At 41.0% G+C, this 19,155-nt stretch carries 15 protein-coding genes; 11 read left to right on the top strand and 4 right to left on the bottom strand.

The window, feature by feature from the left end:
* Positions 1–4: 4 nt before the first annotated feature.
* Complete coding sequence (locus AC3Z9T_RS17360; protein ID WP_490127345.1) at positions 5–1,171, bottom strand: MFS transporter; 1,167 nt, start codon at positions 1,169–1,171, stop codon at positions 5–7.
* 338 nt (positions 1,172–1,509) lie between these two features.
* Between AC3Z9T_RS17360 and ivbL the strand changes: the two genes are divergently transcribed.
* The 4 genes from ivbL to AC3Z9T_RS17340 all read left to right on the top strand — a co-directional run bounded on the left by ivbL (position 1,510) and on the right by AC3Z9T_RS17340 (position 4,522).
* On the top strand, positions 1,510–1,599 hold the full coding sequence (gene ivbL, locus AC3Z9T_RS17355) for an ilvB operon leader peptide IvbL (RefSeq protein ID WP_490127477.1): 90 nt from the start codon (positions 1,510–1,512) through the stop codon (positions 1,597–1,599).
* Positions 1,600–1,703: 104 nt separating this feature from the next.
* Positions 1,704–3,401 (top strand): acetolactate synthase large subunit, encoded by a 1,698-nt coding sequence (gene ilvB / locus AC3Z9T_RS17350; protein ID WP_490127476.1) that lies wholly within the window; start codon positions 1,704–1,706, stop codon positions 3,399–3,401.
* A gap of 2 nt (positions 3,402–3,403) precedes the next feature.
* The gene (gene ilvN, locus AC3Z9T_RS17345; protein WP_070927583.1) at positions 3,404–3,688 is read left to right on the top strand and encodes an acetolactate synthase small subunit; all 285 of its coding nucleotides are present in this window, start codon (positions 3,404–3,406) and stop codon (positions 3,686–3,688) included.
* A 177-nt stretch (positions 3,689–3,865) separates the two neighbouring features.
* Entirely contained in the window at positions 3,866–4,522 is a 657-nt protein-coding gene (locus tag AC3Z9T_RS17340) for an alanyl-tRNA editing protein (protein ID WP_490127344.1), read from the top strand.
* On the opposite strand, the gene AC3Z9T_RS17335 is transcribed toward AC3Z9T_RS17340, so the two are convergent.
* Positions 4,519–5,076 carry a helix-turn-helix domain-containing protein gene (locus AC3Z9T_RS17335; protein WP_490127343.1) on the bottom strand — a complete coding sequence of 186 codons (558 nt, stop codon included), beginning with the start codon at positions 5,074–5,076 and terminating at the stop codon, positions 4,519–4,521. The genes AC3Z9T_RS17340 and AC3Z9T_RS17335 overlap by 4 nt on opposite strands.
* Before the next feature lie 227 nt (positions 5,077–5,303).
* On the opposite strand from AC3Z9T_RS17335, the gene AC3Z9T_RS17330 reads away from it, so the two are divergent.
* Together AC3Z9T_RS17330 and AC3Z9T_RS17325 are read left to right on the top strand one after the other, a co-directional pair.
* Positions 5,304–6,056, top strand: coding sequence for a sulfite exporter TauE/SafE family protein (locus tag AC3Z9T_RS17330; RefSeq protein WP_490127342.1), 753 nt, complete (start codon positions 5,304–5,306; stop codon positions 6,054–6,056).
* 129 nt (positions 6,057–6,185) lie between these two features.
* Positions 6,186–7,376: an MFS transporter gene (locus AC3Z9T_RS17325; protein WP_490127341.1), complete on the top strand. Its 1,191-nt coding sequence runs from the start codon at positions 6,186–6,188 to the stop codon at positions 7,374–7,376.
* Positions 7,377–7,412: 36 nt separating this feature from the next.
* Here the strand turns inward: AC3Z9T_RS17325 and AC3Z9T_RS17320 are convergent, their stop codons facing one another.
* Complete coding sequence (locus AC3Z9T_RS17320) at positions 7,413–9,083, bottom strand: ArnT family glycosyltransferase (protein WP_490127340.1); 1,671 nt, start codon at positions 9,081–9,083, stop codon at positions 7,413–7,415.
* Between the two features lie 916 nt (positions 9,084–9,999).
* Here AC3Z9T_RS17320 and AC3Z9T_RS17315 point away from each other — a divergent pair.
* The 3 genes from AC3Z9T_RS17315 to AC3Z9T_RS17305 all read left to right on the top strand — a co-directional run bounded on the left by AC3Z9T_RS17315 (position 10,000) and on the right by AC3Z9T_RS17305 (position 14,169).
* On the top strand, positions 10,000–11,346 hold the full coding sequence (locus AC3Z9T_RS17315) for an NCS2 family permease (RefSeq protein WP_490127339.1): 1,347 nt from the start codon (positions 10,000–10,002) through the stop codon (positions 11,344–11,346).
* A 259-nt stretch (positions 11,347–11,605) separates the two neighbouring features.
* Positions 11,606–13,255 (top strand): Na+/H+ antiporter, encoded by a 1,650-nt coding sequence (locus AC3Z9T_RS17310; RefSeq protein WP_490127338.1) that lies wholly within the window; start codon positions 11,606–11,608, stop codon positions 13,253–13,255.
* 29 nt (positions 13,256–13,284) lie between these two features.
* On the top strand, positions 13,285–14,169 hold the full coding sequence (locus tag AC3Z9T_RS17305) for a carboxylate/amino acid/amine transporter (protein ID WP_490127337.1): 885 nt from the start codon (positions 13,285–13,287) through the stop codon (positions 14,167–14,169).
* Here the strand turns inward: AC3Z9T_RS17305 and metR are convergent.
* Positions 14,069–15,025, bottom strand: coding sequence for an HTH-type transcriptional regulator MetR (metR, locus tag AC3Z9T_RS17300; protein ID WP_490127336.1), 957 nt, complete (start codon positions 15,023–15,025; stop codon positions 14,069–14,071). The genes AC3Z9T_RS17305 and metR overlap by 101 nt on opposite strands.
* A 108-nt stretch (positions 15,026–15,133) precedes the next feature.
* Between metR and metE the strand changes: the two genes are divergently transcribed.
* Together metE and AC3Z9T_RS17290 are read left to right on the top strand one after the other, a co-directional pair.
* Positions 15,134–17,413: a 5-methyltetrahydropteroyltriglutamate--homocysteine S-methyltransferase gene (gene metE / locus AC3Z9T_RS17295; RefSeq protein WP_490127335.1), complete on the top strand. Its 2,280-nt coding sequence runs from the start codon at positions 15,134–15,136 to the stop codon at positions 17,411–17,413.
* A gap of 277 nt (positions 17,414–17,690) precedes the next feature.
* Entirely contained in the window at positions 17,691–19,148 is a 1,458-nt protein-coding gene (locus AC3Z9T_RS17290; RefSeq protein WP_490127334.1) for a colicin-like pore-forming protein, read from the top strand.
* The last annotated feature ends 7 nt before the right edge of the window (positions 19,149–19,155 follow it).

Raw genomic sequence — 19,155 nt, 5'->3', positions numbered from 1 at the left:
GCCTCTAATGCGGAATGTATTTTTTTAACGTTAGATAGGTTAAAAATATCATCAGCGCAACTACAACAGTCACAATATTCATGAGCTGCCAGCCAAGTGAGAAAAACAGAACTCCCGCACCGAGACTGCCTATTGCCCCAAAGAAGTAAATCAAGAAGTCAGTCATCCCTTGCACTTTGGCGCGCTCATGCATTTGATAGCCATGAGGCAATAGATTGGTGGTGCTAATTAAAATGAGATTCCATGCAACGCCAACAAATATTCCTGACAGTAGGTAGTTGTAAAAATGTGTACCTAACAAGTTCATGATGGCAGATAAGATCAATAATAAGATGCCAACAAAGATGATCTTTTTTGCACCAATTTTCTGCACTAAATGCCCAGTAAAAAACGAAGGCGCAAACATGCCAAGGACATGGCACTGAAAAACAATGGCGATCAGTGCAAATGGAAAATCATGTTGTTTCATTGAAAGTGGAATAGACGCGAAAGTGAATACCACCAATGCATAACCGACAGCACTGACAACGGCAATTAACTTGAGTATCGGTTGCGAATAGAGTTGTTGATAGCTACGTTTCTGCTCCGTACTGTTTTGTGATTGCTGAGGTATTTTTTTTAATGGAACATTGAGCAATAACACAAAGGCGATTAGGTAGATAACCACTAGTGTGCTGAATGGACCTGCAAATGGATAAGCAGAGAAAAAGCGTTGTGTCGTCACAGCAAGTGTTGGGCCAATTAAGGCGGCAGCAATACCGCCACTCATGACTAAACCAACCGCTTTAGCATGTAAATATTTAGGTGCTTCTTCGAGTGCGGCAAAACGGAACTGTTGAGCTGTGCCAATAGCAATCCCAGTAAAAAACAAGCCAATCGAGAAAACAATCAAATTGTGATAAACGATACCCACAATGGATAAAGTTGCACCAATCATGCCTGCAATATTGCCAAGAATGAAACCGAATTTTCTTGAATATTTCTGCATTAAATAGGCAATCGGAATTGTTGCCATAATCAGACCAATATATTGGCTCAATAATGGAATTGTCGAATAACTCGGATCTGGCGAAAGTGCTTCACCAATGACTACCGCAGTGGAAAGCACAATGGCATTCCCAGAGGTAAATAGCGCTAATGCAATAGTTAACCACCAAACATTTTTTGGCATAACATCCTCTAAAATAATGAAAATAAGTTGATAGAGTGGCAATATTTCAATTGTTGATGGAATCGAATGATCGGCATCTTACAACTTCAAGTTGACTTTAAGTCAAGGGGTGAGGAGTGTTATTTTTAGCTAGATAATAAAATGGTAAAATAAGAGATTATTAGATAAATATTCTAATTAAGTTTAGTGTGATATTGATCGCGTTTTACATTCACGGTAAATAAAATCAGAAAAAATGATTGTTATTACGAAGAAGATATGTTTTCTTAAAAGAACTTACACAGAATAATGATTAATAATTTAAACGCAGAATTGATATATAGGATTAACCCGTGAACATGAACCTTAATCACTCAAACCTACTACTTACCGCGCCACGTGCCGCGGTGGTCGTGCGTGTGGTGGTGGTCGTGGGCTTAGCGCCGTAACGGGTACAAATCAACGCAGATTTAGAACCCCGCCGGCGCGAACCGAGCGGGGTTTTTTTATGACCTACCGCTCGGATCCGCCGCCTAGTGTGAAGGATAAAATTATGAGCGAGTCGGGTACAACATCATCAAAGAAAACCTGTTTTACGGGTGCAGAACTGATAGTTCACCTGTTAGAAAAACACGGTATCACGATAGTATCGGGGATCCCCGGTGGGGCAGCATTGCCTTTTTATGATGCTTTAGGTAAAAGCAAACAAATCCGCCACATTCTTGCACGTCATGAGCAAGGGGCTGGCTTTATTGCTCAAGGTATTGCGCGTACAACGGGTAAGGCCGCGGTATGTATTTCTTCAAGTGGCCCCGGCGCGACTAACCTTGTGACCGCGATTGCTGATGCTAAGTTGGATTCTATTCCACTGGTATGTATCACTGGACAAGTCCCTTCTTCAATGATCGGGACCGACGCATTTCAGGAAGTCGATACCTACGGTATTTCGATCCCTGTTACCAAACATAACTATTTAGTTCGTGATATCAATGAGCTGCCACAAGTCATTTGTGATGCATTCCGTATTGCAGAATCAGGGCGTCCGGGGCCTGTTTGGATTGATATTCCTAAAGATGTCCAGACGGCAACGATTGAACTTGAGTCATTACCAGAAATTCAGATGAAAGATAAAGCGCCTAGTTTCGATATGGAAAAAGTCCTGCAAGCTGCCGACATGATAAATCAATCGAAGCGACCAGTCCTCTATTTTGGCGGTGGGGTAATCAGTTCTGAATCAACTGAAACGGCGGTTGCTTTTGCGGAAAAAGCTTCATTGCCAACCACCATGACACTAATGGCATTGGGGACAGTTCCGATGCGCCATCCACTGTATTTAGGCATGTTAGGCATGCATGCGGCTCGTAGCACTAACATGGTGATGGAAGAGTCAGATTTACTGATTGTTATTGGTGCACGTTTTGATGATCGCGCAATTGGTCGCGCAGAAAAATTCTGTCCTAATGCTAAGATCATACACGTTGATATTGATAAAGCGGAAATCAGTAAAATCAAACGCCCAGATATTGCTATCAATGCAGATGCAGGGCAAATCCTTGAATTGCTGCTGCCACTGGTTGAACGAGATCAACGTGAAGAATGGATAACCCGCGTTAATGAGTTAAAGCAGGGCTACCCATTGAATCTCAGTGAGGCAGACAATCCATTGACTCATTATGGCTTAGTGTTAGCGGCAGCAAGAGCCGCTGGTGAAGAGGCGATTGTCACTACCGACGTTGGGCAGCACCAAATGTGGGCTGCACAGGTTTATCCGTTGTCACGTCCACGCCAATGGCTAACCTCCGGCGGTTTGGGCACTATGGGTTTTGGTTTACCGGCAGCGATTGGTGCGGCATTGGCTAACCCAGAAAAGACGATCGTTTGTTTTTCAGGTGATGGTAGCTTAATGATGAATATTCAAGAGCTTGCTACTGCTGTTGAGCACCAACTGAATATCAAAATCGTTTTGATGAACAACCAAGCGCTTGGCATGGTTTATCAACAACAAGAGCTATTTTTTGACAATCGCATTTATGCGGCGGCTTATCCATATCAAACTGACTTTATTAAGATTGCTGCGGGGTTTGGTTTACAAACTTGTGATTTAAATAGTGAAGCTGATCCAGAAATGGCTTTGGAAGCCATTATGAATACGAAAGGCCCTTGCTTAATTCATGCCCTGATCGATGTGAACCAAAAGGTTTACCCAATGGTCCCACCAGGTGCAGCTAACATTGATATGATCGGAGCGTAATTATGGTTTTTGAACATCACCCTATCGCCTTAGAACTGATTGTCCGAAACCATCCGGGCGTTATGTCACACATTTGCGGCTTGTTTGCTCGTCGAGCTTTTAACGTTGATGGCATCCTATGTATGCCAATTAAAGATAAAGATGAAAGCCGTATTTGGTTGCTGGTACAAAAAGATGAGCGCTTGTCGCAAATGATCAATCAAGTGGAAAAACTGGAAGACGTTAGAGAAGTTCGCTTTAGCGATGATCTACGGTTATTTGAGACGATGCAAAACTACCTGCAATAAATAATTATCAATATTCAACCTACATTCACCCTGTAGGTTGAATTTTTTTATGGCTAAACGACACAATTAAAGTACATTTGTTTGTTTTTATATAACAAAGATTTCTTAAAGCGAACGGTAATGATATAACGTGTTGAGTATCACATCACCAAGTAGACATCACGAGGTAGATTATTCATGCAAAACAATCTTTATCTTACTGACACTTATCTTTATGAAATCGAAACAACTCTACTCGAACAAGGCCAAGACGACGAAGGTCAATGGGTTGCACTTACTGACAACATTTTTCACCCCCAAGGTGGTGGTCAGCCAGCGGATACCGCTTGGATCAATCAACAGCCTGTTCGGATTAAGAAACACTTGAATGGCTTGATCGTGGCTTACGTGGAGGGAGAGTTCAGTGCAGGCTTATCAGTAACTGCTAAAATTGATCAGGAAAAACGTCAATATTATGCGGCATTGCATACCATGGGGCATTTATTAAGTTGGGAAATGGCGCGTTTTGGTTGGAAAGGGCAAAAAGGGCATCATTTTCCGGATGAATCACGCGTTGAATTCAGCGCCATTAGTGACGATGCGATACCTATTGAACAATTAAATGATCAGCAAATAGAGCAGTTAGTAAATGATAGCTTACTGGGCGATCATGCGGTATCAATAGGGCAAAGAGGAGATCTGCGCCTGTGCAGTGTGATTGAAGGCGATGAAGTACCTTGTGGTGGCACACATGTTGATTCATTGGGTAAAATTTGTCAGTTTGTAATCAAATCAATGAAATACAAAAAAGGTGTTCTGCGTATTAGTTATGATGCGAAACACATCAGGCTCTAGATACCATCGCTAAGGTGTGAATAGGTCATCACGACGGTTGCATTTAGCTCCCCCTCCATACATAAGTAGGAGTGGGGGAAGTCACAGCTAAAGGCGTAAAAATCACCCATTTCTAATAATACTGTTTGTTCATTCTTCAACCGCAACATTAATGACCCTGTATGCAACATAATGTGCTCATGTGTACCGCTCATATGTGCAGGGCTGTTAATGACGGCGCCCCGTTTCATATTAAGTTGCCATATCTCAGAAATATTGCCCATATTAATGCGAAACTTAAATTGTTGGGTATAGTCACTTTGCATAGGCGTTGATTTGACTAAATAAGGATAAGCTTCGTGTTGCAGTGTAAAGAGGTCACTGAGGGGGAAACGCAGCGCAATAGCAATTGCTTCTAAGGTGTCAATTCGCGGGTTGGAATCCCCAGATTCCAGCTTTGAAAGCGCCGCTTTTGAGATCCCCGACAAACGAGAGAGCTCATTTAATGATAGATTTCTTGCCTGTCTCAATAGACGTACTTTTTGGCCTATCTTTATATTAATTTTTTTGTCCACGATGTGCCGTCCTTGAAAGTGAAATTATGGTATAAATTCTATCATAATAGCTAGCTTATGCCAGAAAGGCATTTTTACGCATATAATGTTTTGGAAACGAAGATAAATAACCACTAATACCTTATTTAATCGTTAACTTAAGTGATCCTTAAAAAATAACGATAGGGCTATTTTATTTTTCTAGAAGAATTTATAGTGAATAAAAATATTCCTGATAGGGCTCTACTATGCCGTTTGATTTCTTCTCGCTAGAAATGGCGATTTGTTTTGTCACGTTATTATGTGCTTATTTAGTGTTTGGAATGGCCGGTTTTGGCTCTGCACTGATTGCAACGCCTGTATTAGCGATGTATTTACCCTTAAATATGATTGTTCCAATACTGGCATTAATTGATTTAACCGCTGCGCTGATTAACCTCGCAAAAGATGGTAAAAATGCAGACTATCAGGAAATAAAGTGGATTATTCCACTGATGGTGGTCGGTAGCTTGATTGGAGCAGCAATATTATTAAAAACGCGTCCTGATATTTTAGTTTTACTGCTGGGTGTTTTTGTTATTTGTTATGTACTTCATTCATTTTTATCGAAAAAAGGCCAGTCGCATTTTTCTAAGGCGTTAGTGGTTCCTTTTAGTTTAGTGGGTGGGGTTTTTAGCGCATTATTTGGCAGCGGTGGTTTTATTTATGCGATGTATCTTTCCAGTCGTATTGCAGATAAACAACGCTTTCGTATTACGCAGATGACGTTAATCGGTTTTAGTACTTTAACGCGGGTGATTATATTTTTAGCGATGGGGGTTTATGTTAATACTGATATTTTATTAATGGCGTTAGCTTTTTCTCCTGCTATGTTACTTGGTATTTGGGCTGGTCGACATATAACCCTAAAAATATCGCGAGAAGCTTTCTTAAAAATCATTAATATCGTTATTTTAATTTCAGGAGTGGCATTGTTATACCGCTATTTCTTTGTCCTATAAAAATATAAAACATGCTACAATCAGTTTCTCTATATCTATGATCTGTGGTTATCAAAAATAACCGCAGATTTTTTCACTATTTAATTGACTAAAAATGGATGTTTTCGCCAGAAAACAATTAACATCAAAATGAGCTCTGATAATCAGTGTTTACCGCATTTTCGCCATAGCCCTTCATTTGCTATTTTTACCATCACCACCAGTATCGCTGTCATTGGCATCGTCATTGGTTTAAGCATCCCAATGGTGGCACTTCGCTTAAATAATTATGGGATCAGCGAACTCTACATTGGCATTATTTCTGCTGCCCCTGCACTCGGTATGTTTTTAATTGCACCCGTTGTACAACGTATTGTGTATTGGTGTGGGAAACGGCAAGCAATGCTGATTGCAACGGTGATCTCAGCCATTAGCCTGCTACCTCTATTGGGCTCGTTACCACTATGGCTACTGTTTCCACTGCGTTTGATTACTGGGTTAGCGAGTGGAGTATTGATTTGTTTAGGTGAAACGTGGATCAATGAATTATGCCCTGAAAATCGGCGCGGACGCATCCTTGCTATCTATACTACCGTTTTTACCGTTAGCCAGTTATTAGGTCCTTCTTTTATTGCCTATTATGGCGTAGAAGATAAATCACCATTATTCATTTGTACCTTACTGCATGTCATTTCTGTGGTCCTGTTTTTAATCATGGATCAAAAAGTAGGTGACCGCATTTCTTCAACAGCCAGTGAGTCGAATTTTTCAATTATTCAGTTTGTTAAAGTTGCCCCAGGTATTTGTGCAGGTATTTTATTTTTTGCTTTCTTTGATGGCACGATTTTATCTATGTTCCCGATTTATGGAATGGGCATGGGGCATACCGAAGCCATCGCCGCAATGATGATCAGCGCGATTTTAGCGGGGGATGCGATTATGCAAATGCCATTTGGCTGGTTGGCTGATCATATGAACCGTGAAAAACTGTATCGGATTTGTGGCGTGGTCACATTAGCCGCAAGCTGCATGTTGCCATTGATGATCACCCATAATTATTTAATTTGGGTACTCTTGTTTGTATTGGGGGCTACTGCGGGGGCTATTTATACCATCGCTTTGGTGCAAATCGGGCAACACTTTAGCGGCAATGATCTGATTATTGCCAATGCCGCAGCGGCAATGTTATGGGGTATTGGTAACTTGTCAGGGCCGTTATTGGCAGGGATCGCAACATCGATTTCCTCATCGGGTTTACCTTTGTTACTGATTGCGATTGCTACACTGTTTTTATGGTTCACACGAAGCAAATTTAGCGCTCGAGTCACGCAAGAAGCCTAATAAATGGGGTGTTAACAATAGCACCCCATCATCAGTTTATTCAATTGCTTTATAAACCACTAAATTTTCAGTGGATTCATCAGGGCGATGATTTGTCCAAAACAGCGTCATACCTGATGGCGCTGGTTTAACTTGTTTTGATAAGACAATTAGCCAACGACAGTGTTCTGGTTTTTCAAAACGATCTTGTCGTTGATGCAAAATTCCAGTGTAGTAGTACAGCATTGGTGCTTCAGATTCACCAATATTATCTGAAGCCATGCAATCATCAACGTGGTAGTGGTCTTTTAATTGCTGATCTAAGTCAACAAATACACCTTCAAAGCCTTTACTATAGTCAATCCAGCCAACAAACAAGCTTAAAATTACACCCCACACAATGCACATACCAAGAGCCCAATTTTGTATTGCGCGTAGTGCGATTTGTGAGCTAACAAACAAGCTTCTTGAAAACCACACGACAGTTAGGATAACTGCACCTATAAAGCCCCAAATTGAAAATGACATTTGGTAACTCATCGGGAGCCATTTACCAAATGGTGCGAGCCATGTCGACGCTTCTCCGGATAAAGAGACCAAGTAGCAAGCCCAAACAAATATTACCAAGAGTGACCATAGCACCGCTGAAAAATGAGAAAAAATGCGTAGTATTTTTTCTGGGAGATTTAGCAAGGTATGTGTACCTAGTATTGCTAGCGATGCAATAAATGGCAGTAGGTAAAGTGCGCGTCCAGTGGCAGAAATCTGTAAAAGTAAGATCCCTAATAAAGGAAACATAGTGACTAAGTAAATATTAGGATCGCGTAAACGTTTTAATGGGCCCCTAAAAAAGTAGAGGACTGCCAAAATTCCTGAAGGCAATGCGAAAAGAGCAATAGCAGAAGGGATGCGTGTTAAATTTGCTTTAGCTCCCAGCTTTTCAACGGAAAAACCTAAGAAGCGACCGATGTTGTTTTCCCAAATCCACGAAACGAATAGCTCTGGGTGCTGGTGGTATAGCAAAATAGGCCAAGGCAAAATGAGCATTAGGGAAACTAGCCCTGCTGTTATTGCGGGTAGCCAAAATATTTTTTGACGACACTGAGGTAGGAAGATTGGCGCAAAGAACAGACTGAGCCATAACACACCCGGCACAAATAATCCTTTCGATAGCATTGCGACTACAGTACCGATCATTAGCCATAGTGCAGACATTGCCACTTTTTCTTGACGTATCAACCCCAAAGCGCCGTATAAGCCAATAGTTGTCCCAGTAATCAAGGCCACATCAGTAAACATATCGTGGCTGTGCCTTAAGATACCAGGGGCACAGACATACAATGCAAAGGCAATCCAAATGCGTTTATCACTGATATCACAAGTATTAAAGGCACGGCGAGCAAGTAAAACAAAGAAGCAAAAATTAATGATCATAAACAACAGGCTAGCACTACGTGCTGCATCATAAAGAGGCATAAAGCCAGACAATAGATGAGAAGTGATAGTGGCAACCCAATAATAGAGTGGAGGCTTCTCCATAAAGGGTTCACCCGCATTAGTTGGCACTAACCAGTTACCAGTTTCAAACATGGTTTGAATAATACCGAAACTGTAGTTTTCATCTTGTTTCCACGGAGTATGCCCATAAATACCCGGCAAAAGGTAAATAATGAGAAAACCAACAAATAAAACGAGTGATATTTTTTTAGGTAATAATAATTTTTGCATTATTTCTACGGTGAATATTTATTCGCGATTAATAGTTTCTACTTAAATTGAATTATAACCTAGTGAAATTAAATTAAAGCTCAACAATAAAAATTTTAATATTATGAAATGAAAGTTTAATTTCAATTTGATTTTTCATGAATAGATTATAGAGTGACAATGCAAGATACTTAATAATAAATGCCATTTATACTCGGCATACTTCAAATTGCAGCGCTTTTCGTTGAGGTATAAGTGACTGCACTCAGCTAGCCGAGTCACAGTGTTTATCTATGCTCCCCGACTATCTTCGCTTGTCGCCTACCTGCAATTCGAATTATTTAGAGTATATAAAATTGAATTTATAATAATTGGAATTTAATGTTTATGGTTTTTAATATAATGACTCTTCCATTATAACAAAGTATTTATTAACTACACTTAAACGAAGTATTAAATTGATGCTGAAATTAAATGTTACTCTTATTTAGTCGATTAATTAGCTGCTATGTATGACTTTTTTAAATATATTCGTCAACTTTAAATTGCAGCGCCTTGCGTTAAACTATGGTGATTACATTCATTCACCATTTGTGCCTAGTGACTCACTCACTTGCCGCTTAGCAGCACCTTGAATCATTTTGAGTATATGATGATATTCAGTGCTTATCTTAGAAATAAAGGTTAAAAATTTTACTTAAGTTGCCTGCAACCTGTACCATCACTCGACTTAACTCGAAAACACTTGATCATTACGCCTATTTCGATTGATAATTGCACGCTTCACAATCCGCCGTTCCTTATCAATAAAGCCAAACGATTGCGTAACGAATATTTCACTAAGATAATGTCTTAATGGATCGTTCTATTTTAAATAGGTAATCGTTTTCGTCAGTGGGGATGGTCGCTTTTAGTCATGTTTAGCAGGGGTATCTCCATGTCTGGCCAACAGGCTTCAACCAATTGTAAGTTGGATAAATATTTTAAAATTTCAGCGCGCGGCTCCTCCGTTCGCCGTGAAATCATTGCTGGGTTAACCACCTTTTTGGCAATGGTCTATTCCGTCATCGTTGTGCCTGGGATGCTAGGGCAAGCAGGGTTCCCTCCTACCGCTGTGTTTATTGCGACTTGCTTAGTGGCTGGTTTTGGTTCATTACTCATGGGGTTATGGGCTAACTTACCGATGGCGATTGGCTGTGCAATTTCATTGACCGCATTTACTGCATTCAGTTTGGTATTAGGCCAGCAAATTAGTATTCCAGTAGCCTTAGGCGCTGTATTCTTAATGGGCTGTTTGTTTACTATTATTTCTGTTACAGGTATCCGTAGTTGGATCCTACGCAATATGCCAATGGGTATTGCGCATGGTACAGGTATTGGTATTGGCTTGTTTTTATTGCTAATCGCTGCAAATGGCGTCGGTTTAGTGGTTAAAAATCCGAATGCAGGCCTGCCTGTGGCACTTGGCGAGTTCACTTCTTTCCCTGTCTTGATGGCTCTCGCTGGTTTGGCTGTGATTTTTGGCTTAGAGAAACGCCGTGTACCGGGTGGCGTGTTGTTAGTGATTGTTGCAATTTCAATTATTGGGTTAATTTTTGATCCCGCAGTGAAATATCAAGGTTTCTTTAAGCTTCCTTCGCTGGGCGAAGATGGCTTATCACTGATCTTCAATATGGATATCATGGGGGCCTTACAACCGATGGTTTTACCAAGCCTATTGGCGTTGGTAATGACAGCGGTATTTGATGCAACTGGCACCATTCGCGCCGTTGCTGGTCAAGCTAATCTGTTGGATAAAGATGGCCAAATCATTGATGGTGGTAAGGCTTTGACTGCAGACTCTGTCAGCAGTATTTTTGCAGGGGCAATCGGTGCTTCTCCAGCCGCTGTGTATATTGAATCCGCAGCAGGTACTGCCGCAGGTGGTCGCACAGGTTTAACTGCTGTTGTGGTTGGTGTGCTGTTCCTGCTCATCCTATTTTTATCACCGTTATCTTATCTTGTTCCTGCATATGCAACTGCACCAGCTTTGATGTATGTGGGCTTGTTGATGTTAAGTAACGTTTCTAAATTAGACTTTGATGATTTTGTCGACTCAATGTCTGGCTTATTATGCGCTGTGTTTATTGTTCTTACCTGTAATATTGTTACGGGTATTATGTTGGGCTTCGCTGCTTTGGTGATTGGACGCATTTTTGCAGGTGAATGGCGTAAGCTGAATATTGGAACTGTCGTGATAGCGGTGCTTTTAGTAGCGTTTTATGCTGCTGACTTGGCGATATAAAACCATTTTATCTATTGTAGCGGTCTTAATGACCGCTCTCTAATGGATTATCGCGATTAATCTTAAAGTTTGAATAATTTTCCCGTCTAAGCATTAGTTGACGATAGAATAGATGCACGGCGGTGAATCAAGTAAAACCCGCGGGTTTTCACGAGTTGCTGGCTACTGAAAAATTTTATGGCCTAACCAGTTACCTAATATTCTATTGCGATGGGCCATATTTGGGTTTTGGTTCGTATGGCTAATCAGTAAGGGTAACATGGAAATTTTCTTTACTATTCTCATCTTGATCTTGGCAGTTTCTGTTTCTGGTGTCGTGACAAAAGTCCTTCCAGTTCGTGTTCCATTACCCTTAATTCAAATCGCGATAGGTGCCTTGCTTGCATGGCCTCAGTTCGGCTTGCATGTCACGTTTGACCCTGAATTATTTATGGTATTACTGATCCCTCCATTGCTATTTGTTGATGGCTGGAAAACCCCCACACGTGAATTTTTCCAAAATGGCCGTGAGATTTTCATCCTTGTATTAGTGCTGGTGTTGGTCACCGTGGTCGGTATTGGTTACCTAATATATTGGCTGATGCCAGGGATCCCGCTCATTGCTGCCTTTGCTCTTGCAGCAGTCCTTTCACCGACCGATGCCGTGGCACTTTCATCTATTGTGGGCAAAGGACGCATTCCAAAGCGCATGATGAGTGTGCTAGAGGGTGAAGCATTGATGAACGATGCTTCAGGTCTTGTTGCCTTAAAATTCGCGGTCGCTATTGCGATGGGAACTATGGTGTTCTCTGTCTCAGGCGTGACGATTGAATTCTTTAAGGTGGCTGTGGGGGGGTTATTAGCTGGTGTCGTGGTGACATGGGTATACAGTAAGTCCTTACGTCTGATGAGCCGCTGGAGCGGTGATGATCCTGCAACACAAATCGTCTTTATGTTATTGCTGCCTTTTGCTTCCTACATGATTGCAGAGCATATTGGCTTTTCAGGTATTTTGGCTGCCGTTGCGGCAGGTATGACAATTACTAAGTCAGGCGTGATCCGCAATGCGCCATTGGCGATGCGTTTACGAGCTGACAGCGTCTGGTCAATGTTAGAGTTCGTGTTTAACGGGCTAGTGTTCATTATGTTAGGCTTGCAACTTCCGGGGATCTGGCAAACCTCAGTCATTCAAGCAGAACTGGATCCAAGTGTTGAAACTTGGATGCTATTTACCGCCGTCGCTGTTATCTACTTTGCCTTGCTGATCTTACGTTTTTGTTGGCTATGGTTAATGAAAAGGTTTAGTCGCCTGTTCTTAAAGAAAAAGCCATTACAGTTTGCTAACTATACTGTACGCGAATTATGGCTGGCTTCCTTTGCGGGGGTACGCGGGGCAATTACCTTAGCGGGTGTGCTCTCTGTTCCATTGTTTTTAAGTGATGGCTCACCATTCCCTGCTCGTTATCAATTAGTGTTTATCGCAGCTGGGGTGATTTTATTTTCCATTTTTGCTGGTGTTATTGCCTTACCGTTGTTACTGCATAATTTTAAAGTCGGTGATAAAGAGGCTGACATCAATGAGATCCGCATGGCAAAAGCTGCGATGGCAGAAGTGGCTATTGTTAGCTTGAATAAGATGGAAGAGCGTTTATCTGCGGATGTTGATGAAAAATTAGATCCAGAAGATATCAGTGAAGTTGCCTCAAGGGTAACGGGTTATTTACGTCGACGTACCGCAGGTCAAGATGAAATCGACCATAATCTATTGATTGAAGATCTTGAGCGGCGTTTCCGATTGACAGCATTACGCGCTGAACGCGGTGAGTTATATCATTTACGTGCAACACGTAAAATCAGTAATGAAACACTACAATCATTGCTGGTTGATCTCGACTTATTAGAAGCCGTTCTGATTGATAAAGAACACTGATAAAAAACTGAATTGAGAACAATATCACTATGTGGTTATTAGTTATTACGACGCTGCTTTGGGCTGCGTCTTTTAGTCTGATTGGCGAATTTCTTGCTGGGCGAGTAGACAGCTGGTTATCTGTATTAATTCGCGTTTCACTTGCTGCACTGGTCTTTCTACCATTTTTACGTTGGCGTGGCTTTGGTGCCAAAGTTATCACTCTGTATATGTTAGTGGGTGCATGCCAACTGGGTATTATGTATTTCTTTGTTTTCCAAGCTTATAAATATCTCAGTGTCGCAGAGTTTTTACTGTTTACCGTCTTAACGCCTCTCTATGTAACATTAATTTATGATCTATTGGAGCGCCAACGGTTGCGAATAGGCTATTTATTTAGCTCTTTGCTAGCGGTCATCGGTGCAGCCATCATTCGTTACGATCATCTGAGTGAATCTTTCTGGCTGGGATTGGTGTTTGTACAATTAGCAAATATTTTCTTTGCAATAGGGCAGGTGGGTTATAAGCGTTTGATGGAAGTTCATCCGATCCCGCAGCATCAAGCGTTTTCATGGTTTTATATCGGCGCAACACTGGTGGCGCTAATTGGGTGGTTGCTATTTGGCAATAAATCGTTGGTGCCTACAACGCATTCACAATGGTGGGTTTTATTGTGGTTGGGCGTTGTTGCTTCAGGTATTGGTTATTTTATGTGGAATTATGGTGCAACCAAAGTGGATGCCGGAACCCTTGCTATTATGAATAACATGATGGTTCCAGCAGGATTACTGGTGAATTTCGCGATTTGGCAACAACATCCAGATTGGCTGAGTTTTACCATTGGAGCGAGCCTAATTGTTGCTTCTCTGTGGGTGCATAGGCGTTGGATACTTTCACCGGTTTCACATAAGACAAATTCTCCACAGCGTGATTAGCCGCTGTTTTGGTAAATGCTTCAATAGCAGGTTGGCGTTGTTCGCCTTCGCGGCAGGCAGCGTACAACCGGCTCCATAAACCACTCCCTAACGTTTTTGTGGTAATCAAACCTTGCCTTTCGAATGAATCGACCGCCCAATGAGGCAATGCAGCAATACCCATTTTTGCGGCTACCATTTGAATTAAGATCAGCGTGTTATCGACGGTTTTAATATTCGGTGAAACCCCAGCAGGTTGCAGGAAATGCCGCCAAACATCAAAACGATTACGCTGTACAGGGTAAATCAGCAAGGTATCATCAGCGAGATCGTGTGGCTCAATAATAGGCTTTCTGGCTAGTGGATGGTCGTTTGCCACAATCAACTTCACTTCATAATCAAACAATGGCGTGTAGTGAATTTCTTTGTCAGCCAAAATATCTGATGTCAGCACAATATCCAGCTCTCGTGACTGTAATTCAGGTTGCGGGTCGAAAGTTACCCCTGATTTAAAATCGACAGAAACTTGTGGCCATGTTTGCCTAAATTGCTGTAATGCAGGGGTCAGCCACTGAATACAACTATGACATTCGATTGCAATACGCAATGTCGAAACACCGGGCTCATTACAAATACGGATCGCATCTTTCACCAGCGGTAGGATTTGTTGTGCGAGCTGTAATAACACTTCCCCTTGTGGGGTAAAGCGTAGTGGTTGGCTTTTACGAACGAATAACTTGAAGCCAAGGCGGTGTTCTAAGTCGCTAAACTGATGTGACAGAGCAGACTGAGTCTGGTGTAAGTACGTTGCAGCCGCAGCTAATGAGCCATGTTGGTTGAGTGCTTGCAGCGTCTTTAAATGTTTTAATTCGATCATGAGAAACCTTCAAGATGACAATGAATAATTTGCGCTTGTGCTTTATACAGTACCTGTTGATTATAGATGTGTAAACATCTAGACGGCTAAATATTTTAAGGGGTCAATATGTCTGTTATAAATCATACACTTGGTTTTCCTCGTGTCGGTCTGAAAAGAGAACTAAAACGCGCACAAGAAGATTATTGGGCAGGCAAGATTGACCAAGCCGCACTTCTAGAGACTGGGCGTGAGTTGCGTGCTCGCCATTGGCAGCAACAAAAAGAGCAGGGCGTTGAGCTGCTGCCCGTTGGTGACTTTGCTTGGTATGACCAAGTATTAACAACTAGCTTGCTGTTGGGGAACGTTCCACCACGTCATCAAAATGAAGATGGTTCCATTGATTTAGATACCCTGTTTCGAGTGGCTCGCGGTCGTGCACCAACCGGTAAGCCAGCGGCAGCGGGAGAAATGACTAAGTGGTTTAATACCAACTACCACTACATTGTGCCAGAATTCCAAAAAGGGCAAAAATTCAGCCTATCATGGACGCAACTGTTTGATGAAGTTGATGAAGCGCTTGCTTTAGGTCATAACATCAAACCTGTGGTGATTGGTCCAATTACCTATCTGTGGTTAGGTAAAGTGAAAGGTGAATCATTCGATCGTTTATCTTTATTGAATGATTTATTACCTGTGTATCAGGAAATTTTGTCACGTTTAGCGCAAAAAGGCGTTGAATGGGTACAAATCGATGAGCCTGCACTGGTTTTGGATTTACCTGCTGAGTGGCAACAAGCCTATAAAACAGCTTACCAAGCACTGACAGGTAAAACGAAGCTACTGTTAACCACCTATTTTGATGGTATCAGCCACCATTTAGACGTGATCAAGCAATTGCCAGTACAAGGTTTACATGTTGATGTAGTGGCAGGTCACGATGATATTGAAAAACTGCACAAGGCATTACCGCAAGATTGGGTTTTATCACTGGGTGTTATCAATGGCCGTAACGTTTGGAAAGCAGACTTAGGCGAAAAATTTGCTCGTGTAAAACCACTGTTAGGTCAGCGCACGTTGTGGATTGGCTCATCTTGCTCGCTGCTGCATAGCCCAATCGATCTGAATGATGAAACTCGCTTAGATGAGGAAGTCAAAAGTTGGTTTGCGTTTGCACTGCAAAAATGTGCTGAATTAGCACTGCTGAGCAAAGCACTGAACCAGCCAACAGAACAGCATATTGCTGAGTTGGAACAATACAGCACACCAATTCGTGCTCGTAAAACCTCAACACGAGTGAACAATGCTGCGGTTGCTAAGCGTTTACAAGCGATCCGCGAAGGTGATGCAGAGCGTAACAGCGCATACCCAACAAGGGCACAACGTCAGCGCGAACGCTTCAATCTACCATTGTGGCCAACGACAACCATTGGTTCGTTCCCACAAACCAGTGAAATTAGAACACTGCGCCTTGATTTCAAAAAAGGCAATGTTGATAAGACGCACTATCGTACCAATATCAGCGAGCACATTAAGCAAGCGATTAAAGAGCAAGAGCTGCTTGATATCGATGTTTTAGTACACGGTGAAGCGGAACGTAACGACATGGTGGAATACTTCGGGGAACACTTTGACGGTTATGTATTTACACAAAATGGTTGGGTGCAAAGCTATGGCTCACGTTGCGTGAAGCCACCAGTTATCATTGGTGATATTAGCCGTCCTGAAGCCATTACTGTTGAGTGGGCGAAATATGCGCAATCCCTAACTGAAAAGCCAGTCAAAGGAATGTTAACAGGGCCCGTCACGATCCTTTGTTGGTCATTCCCACGTGAAGATGTCAGTCGTGAAACCATTGCCAAGCAAATAGCACTGGCGCTCCGCGATGAAGTGGACGATTTACAAAAAGCAGGTATTGGTATCATTCAAATCGATGAACCAGCACTGCGTGAAGGGTTGCCACTGCGTAAAGATGAGTGGGCAGAGTACTTAAATTGGGCTGTTGATGCTTTTAAACTGAGTGCTGCGATTGCGGAAGATGACACACAGATCCACACGCATATGTGTTATTGCGAGTTCAATGACATCATGGATTCGATTGCCGCTCTCGATGCAGATGTGATCACGATTGAAACCTCGCGTTCGGATATGGATTTACTGGATGCTTTCGAAGACTTCGATTATCCAAATGAAATTGGGCCGGGAGTGTATGATATTCACTCACCAAACGTACCAAATGTAGAGTGGATTGTTGCGTTACTGAGAAAGGCCGCAGATCGCGTACCGGTAGAGCGTTTATGGGTTAACCCAGACTGTGGTTTGAAAACACGTGGCTGGACAGAAACTCGTCAATCATTAGCCAACATGGTTGAAGCGGCGAAAAAACTGAGAAACGAATATCAAAGCTAATTAATCGTTTATTAGCAAAGACGAAAACGGCAGGTTAAGCAAAAGCTAACCTGCTTTTTTTTGATGGTACAATTGATACTGTCTTAGATACTTAATGCTTAGCTAATAAATTACTTTTCGTAGTTTTTGATAAAAATAGCTCACCAAATAAAAAATAATATATCCAACTAGCTATATTGTTTTTATGATTATTTAAACCATCTAATTTGGCCTGCTCAAATGCAATGAGTACTACATATATTGATGTGTTTATTTATACAATAAGTGAGGTTTTATTATGAACGATAGTATAGAAGTAACTGCTGAGCCGGATAACCATGGATATGGTACTGGACCTGAAGGAAATGGTGATAGCCGCGATAATGGCGTAGGTAATATTAATGTTAAATATGATCCGAACTCCTCAATGTCGTTTAAGATGGTCAGAGGTGATGGGCTGACTTGGACTGTTGATGTAGTAGGTGTTGCATTTAAAGATGTACCAAACCTTAATTCAAAATTTGAAGGTTTCATTGATGTAAGTCCAAATAAAAATGATAATTCGAAAGATAATAATAATTATAACAAAAATCTTCCTGTAAAAGATATCGTTAAGAGTATAAATGCTCCTCAACCATACGGGGTTCACTATCAGTCGGTTACTCGTGATATTCAAAAAAACAAATTTGATTCAAAGAACAGATTGAGTTTTTACCATCACGGATTCAATTATAGTGTTCAAGTTAATGAGGATGGTAATATTATTGATTACAAAGAACAACAAACAAGTAAGACACAAAACGCGGATATGTCTAGATACAGTGCTCTAGGCGATGCAAAAAGAAAAGATATAGTGACAAAATTGGTTCAACTTGAGTTTAAATCTCAATCATCTGAAATTAGAGATTTTAGTATTGATATTCTTGATTTTAATTACAGTATTAAGATAAATAAATATGGGGTTTTAACAAGCTTCAATAAAGTTAAATATGAGGTTACAGGTGCGAAGAAAAAAATGGCACTTGAAAAGCAAAAGAAAGAGCTAGAACAAAAAGGCATTAAAACAGATGCAGATTTAGAACAATATTTAATTAGTTTCACTAATGTATTTTTTAATAATTATGAGAAAAACAAAAGTAGGGTAAAGCAACTTGAAAAAGATACTTTGCTAGATGCAAGTGCAATCATTGTAGATTCAGGAGAAAAAATAAGCACTCTATTGGGGCAAGAGTATAAAGCTATTTCAGATAGAATTGCTAATGATGTGAAAAACTTCCAAGGTAAAAAAATTAGAAGTCTTAATGACGCTTTAAAAGATTTAGATAAAATATTGAAAAATCCTAATTTTAAAGTAAGTAAACAAGATAGTACTGCAATAGTAAATGCAGTTAAACAGATAGAGGTGACAACTTTATCTGATAATTTTTATCGTTTAGGTAAAGCTTTTAAAGTTCTGGATGTCGGTTTAAAAATAGAAAAAATTAGAGAAAAAACGACAGAAGGTTTTAACACTGGGAATTGGAATCCGCTAATGCTTGAAGTAGAAGCAATGATTTTAAGTGGTTATACTGCAAGTTTAGCTCTCAGTATTGTAATCAGTCTGATTGGCTCAATCGCCTCATTACTTTCTGTAGGAGCCTTGCCCGTAGCCTTGGTGAGTATTGCAGCTATAATTCTTATTAGCTATATGTCTTCTCTAATTGATACTAATCTGGTTGATAAAATTAATCAAGAATTGATTCGACCTGCTCATTAGTAATATT

The organism is Providencia sp. 6390 (assembly GCF_058148425.1).
This window is presented reverse-complemented; position numbering and strand designations above follow the sequence as displayed.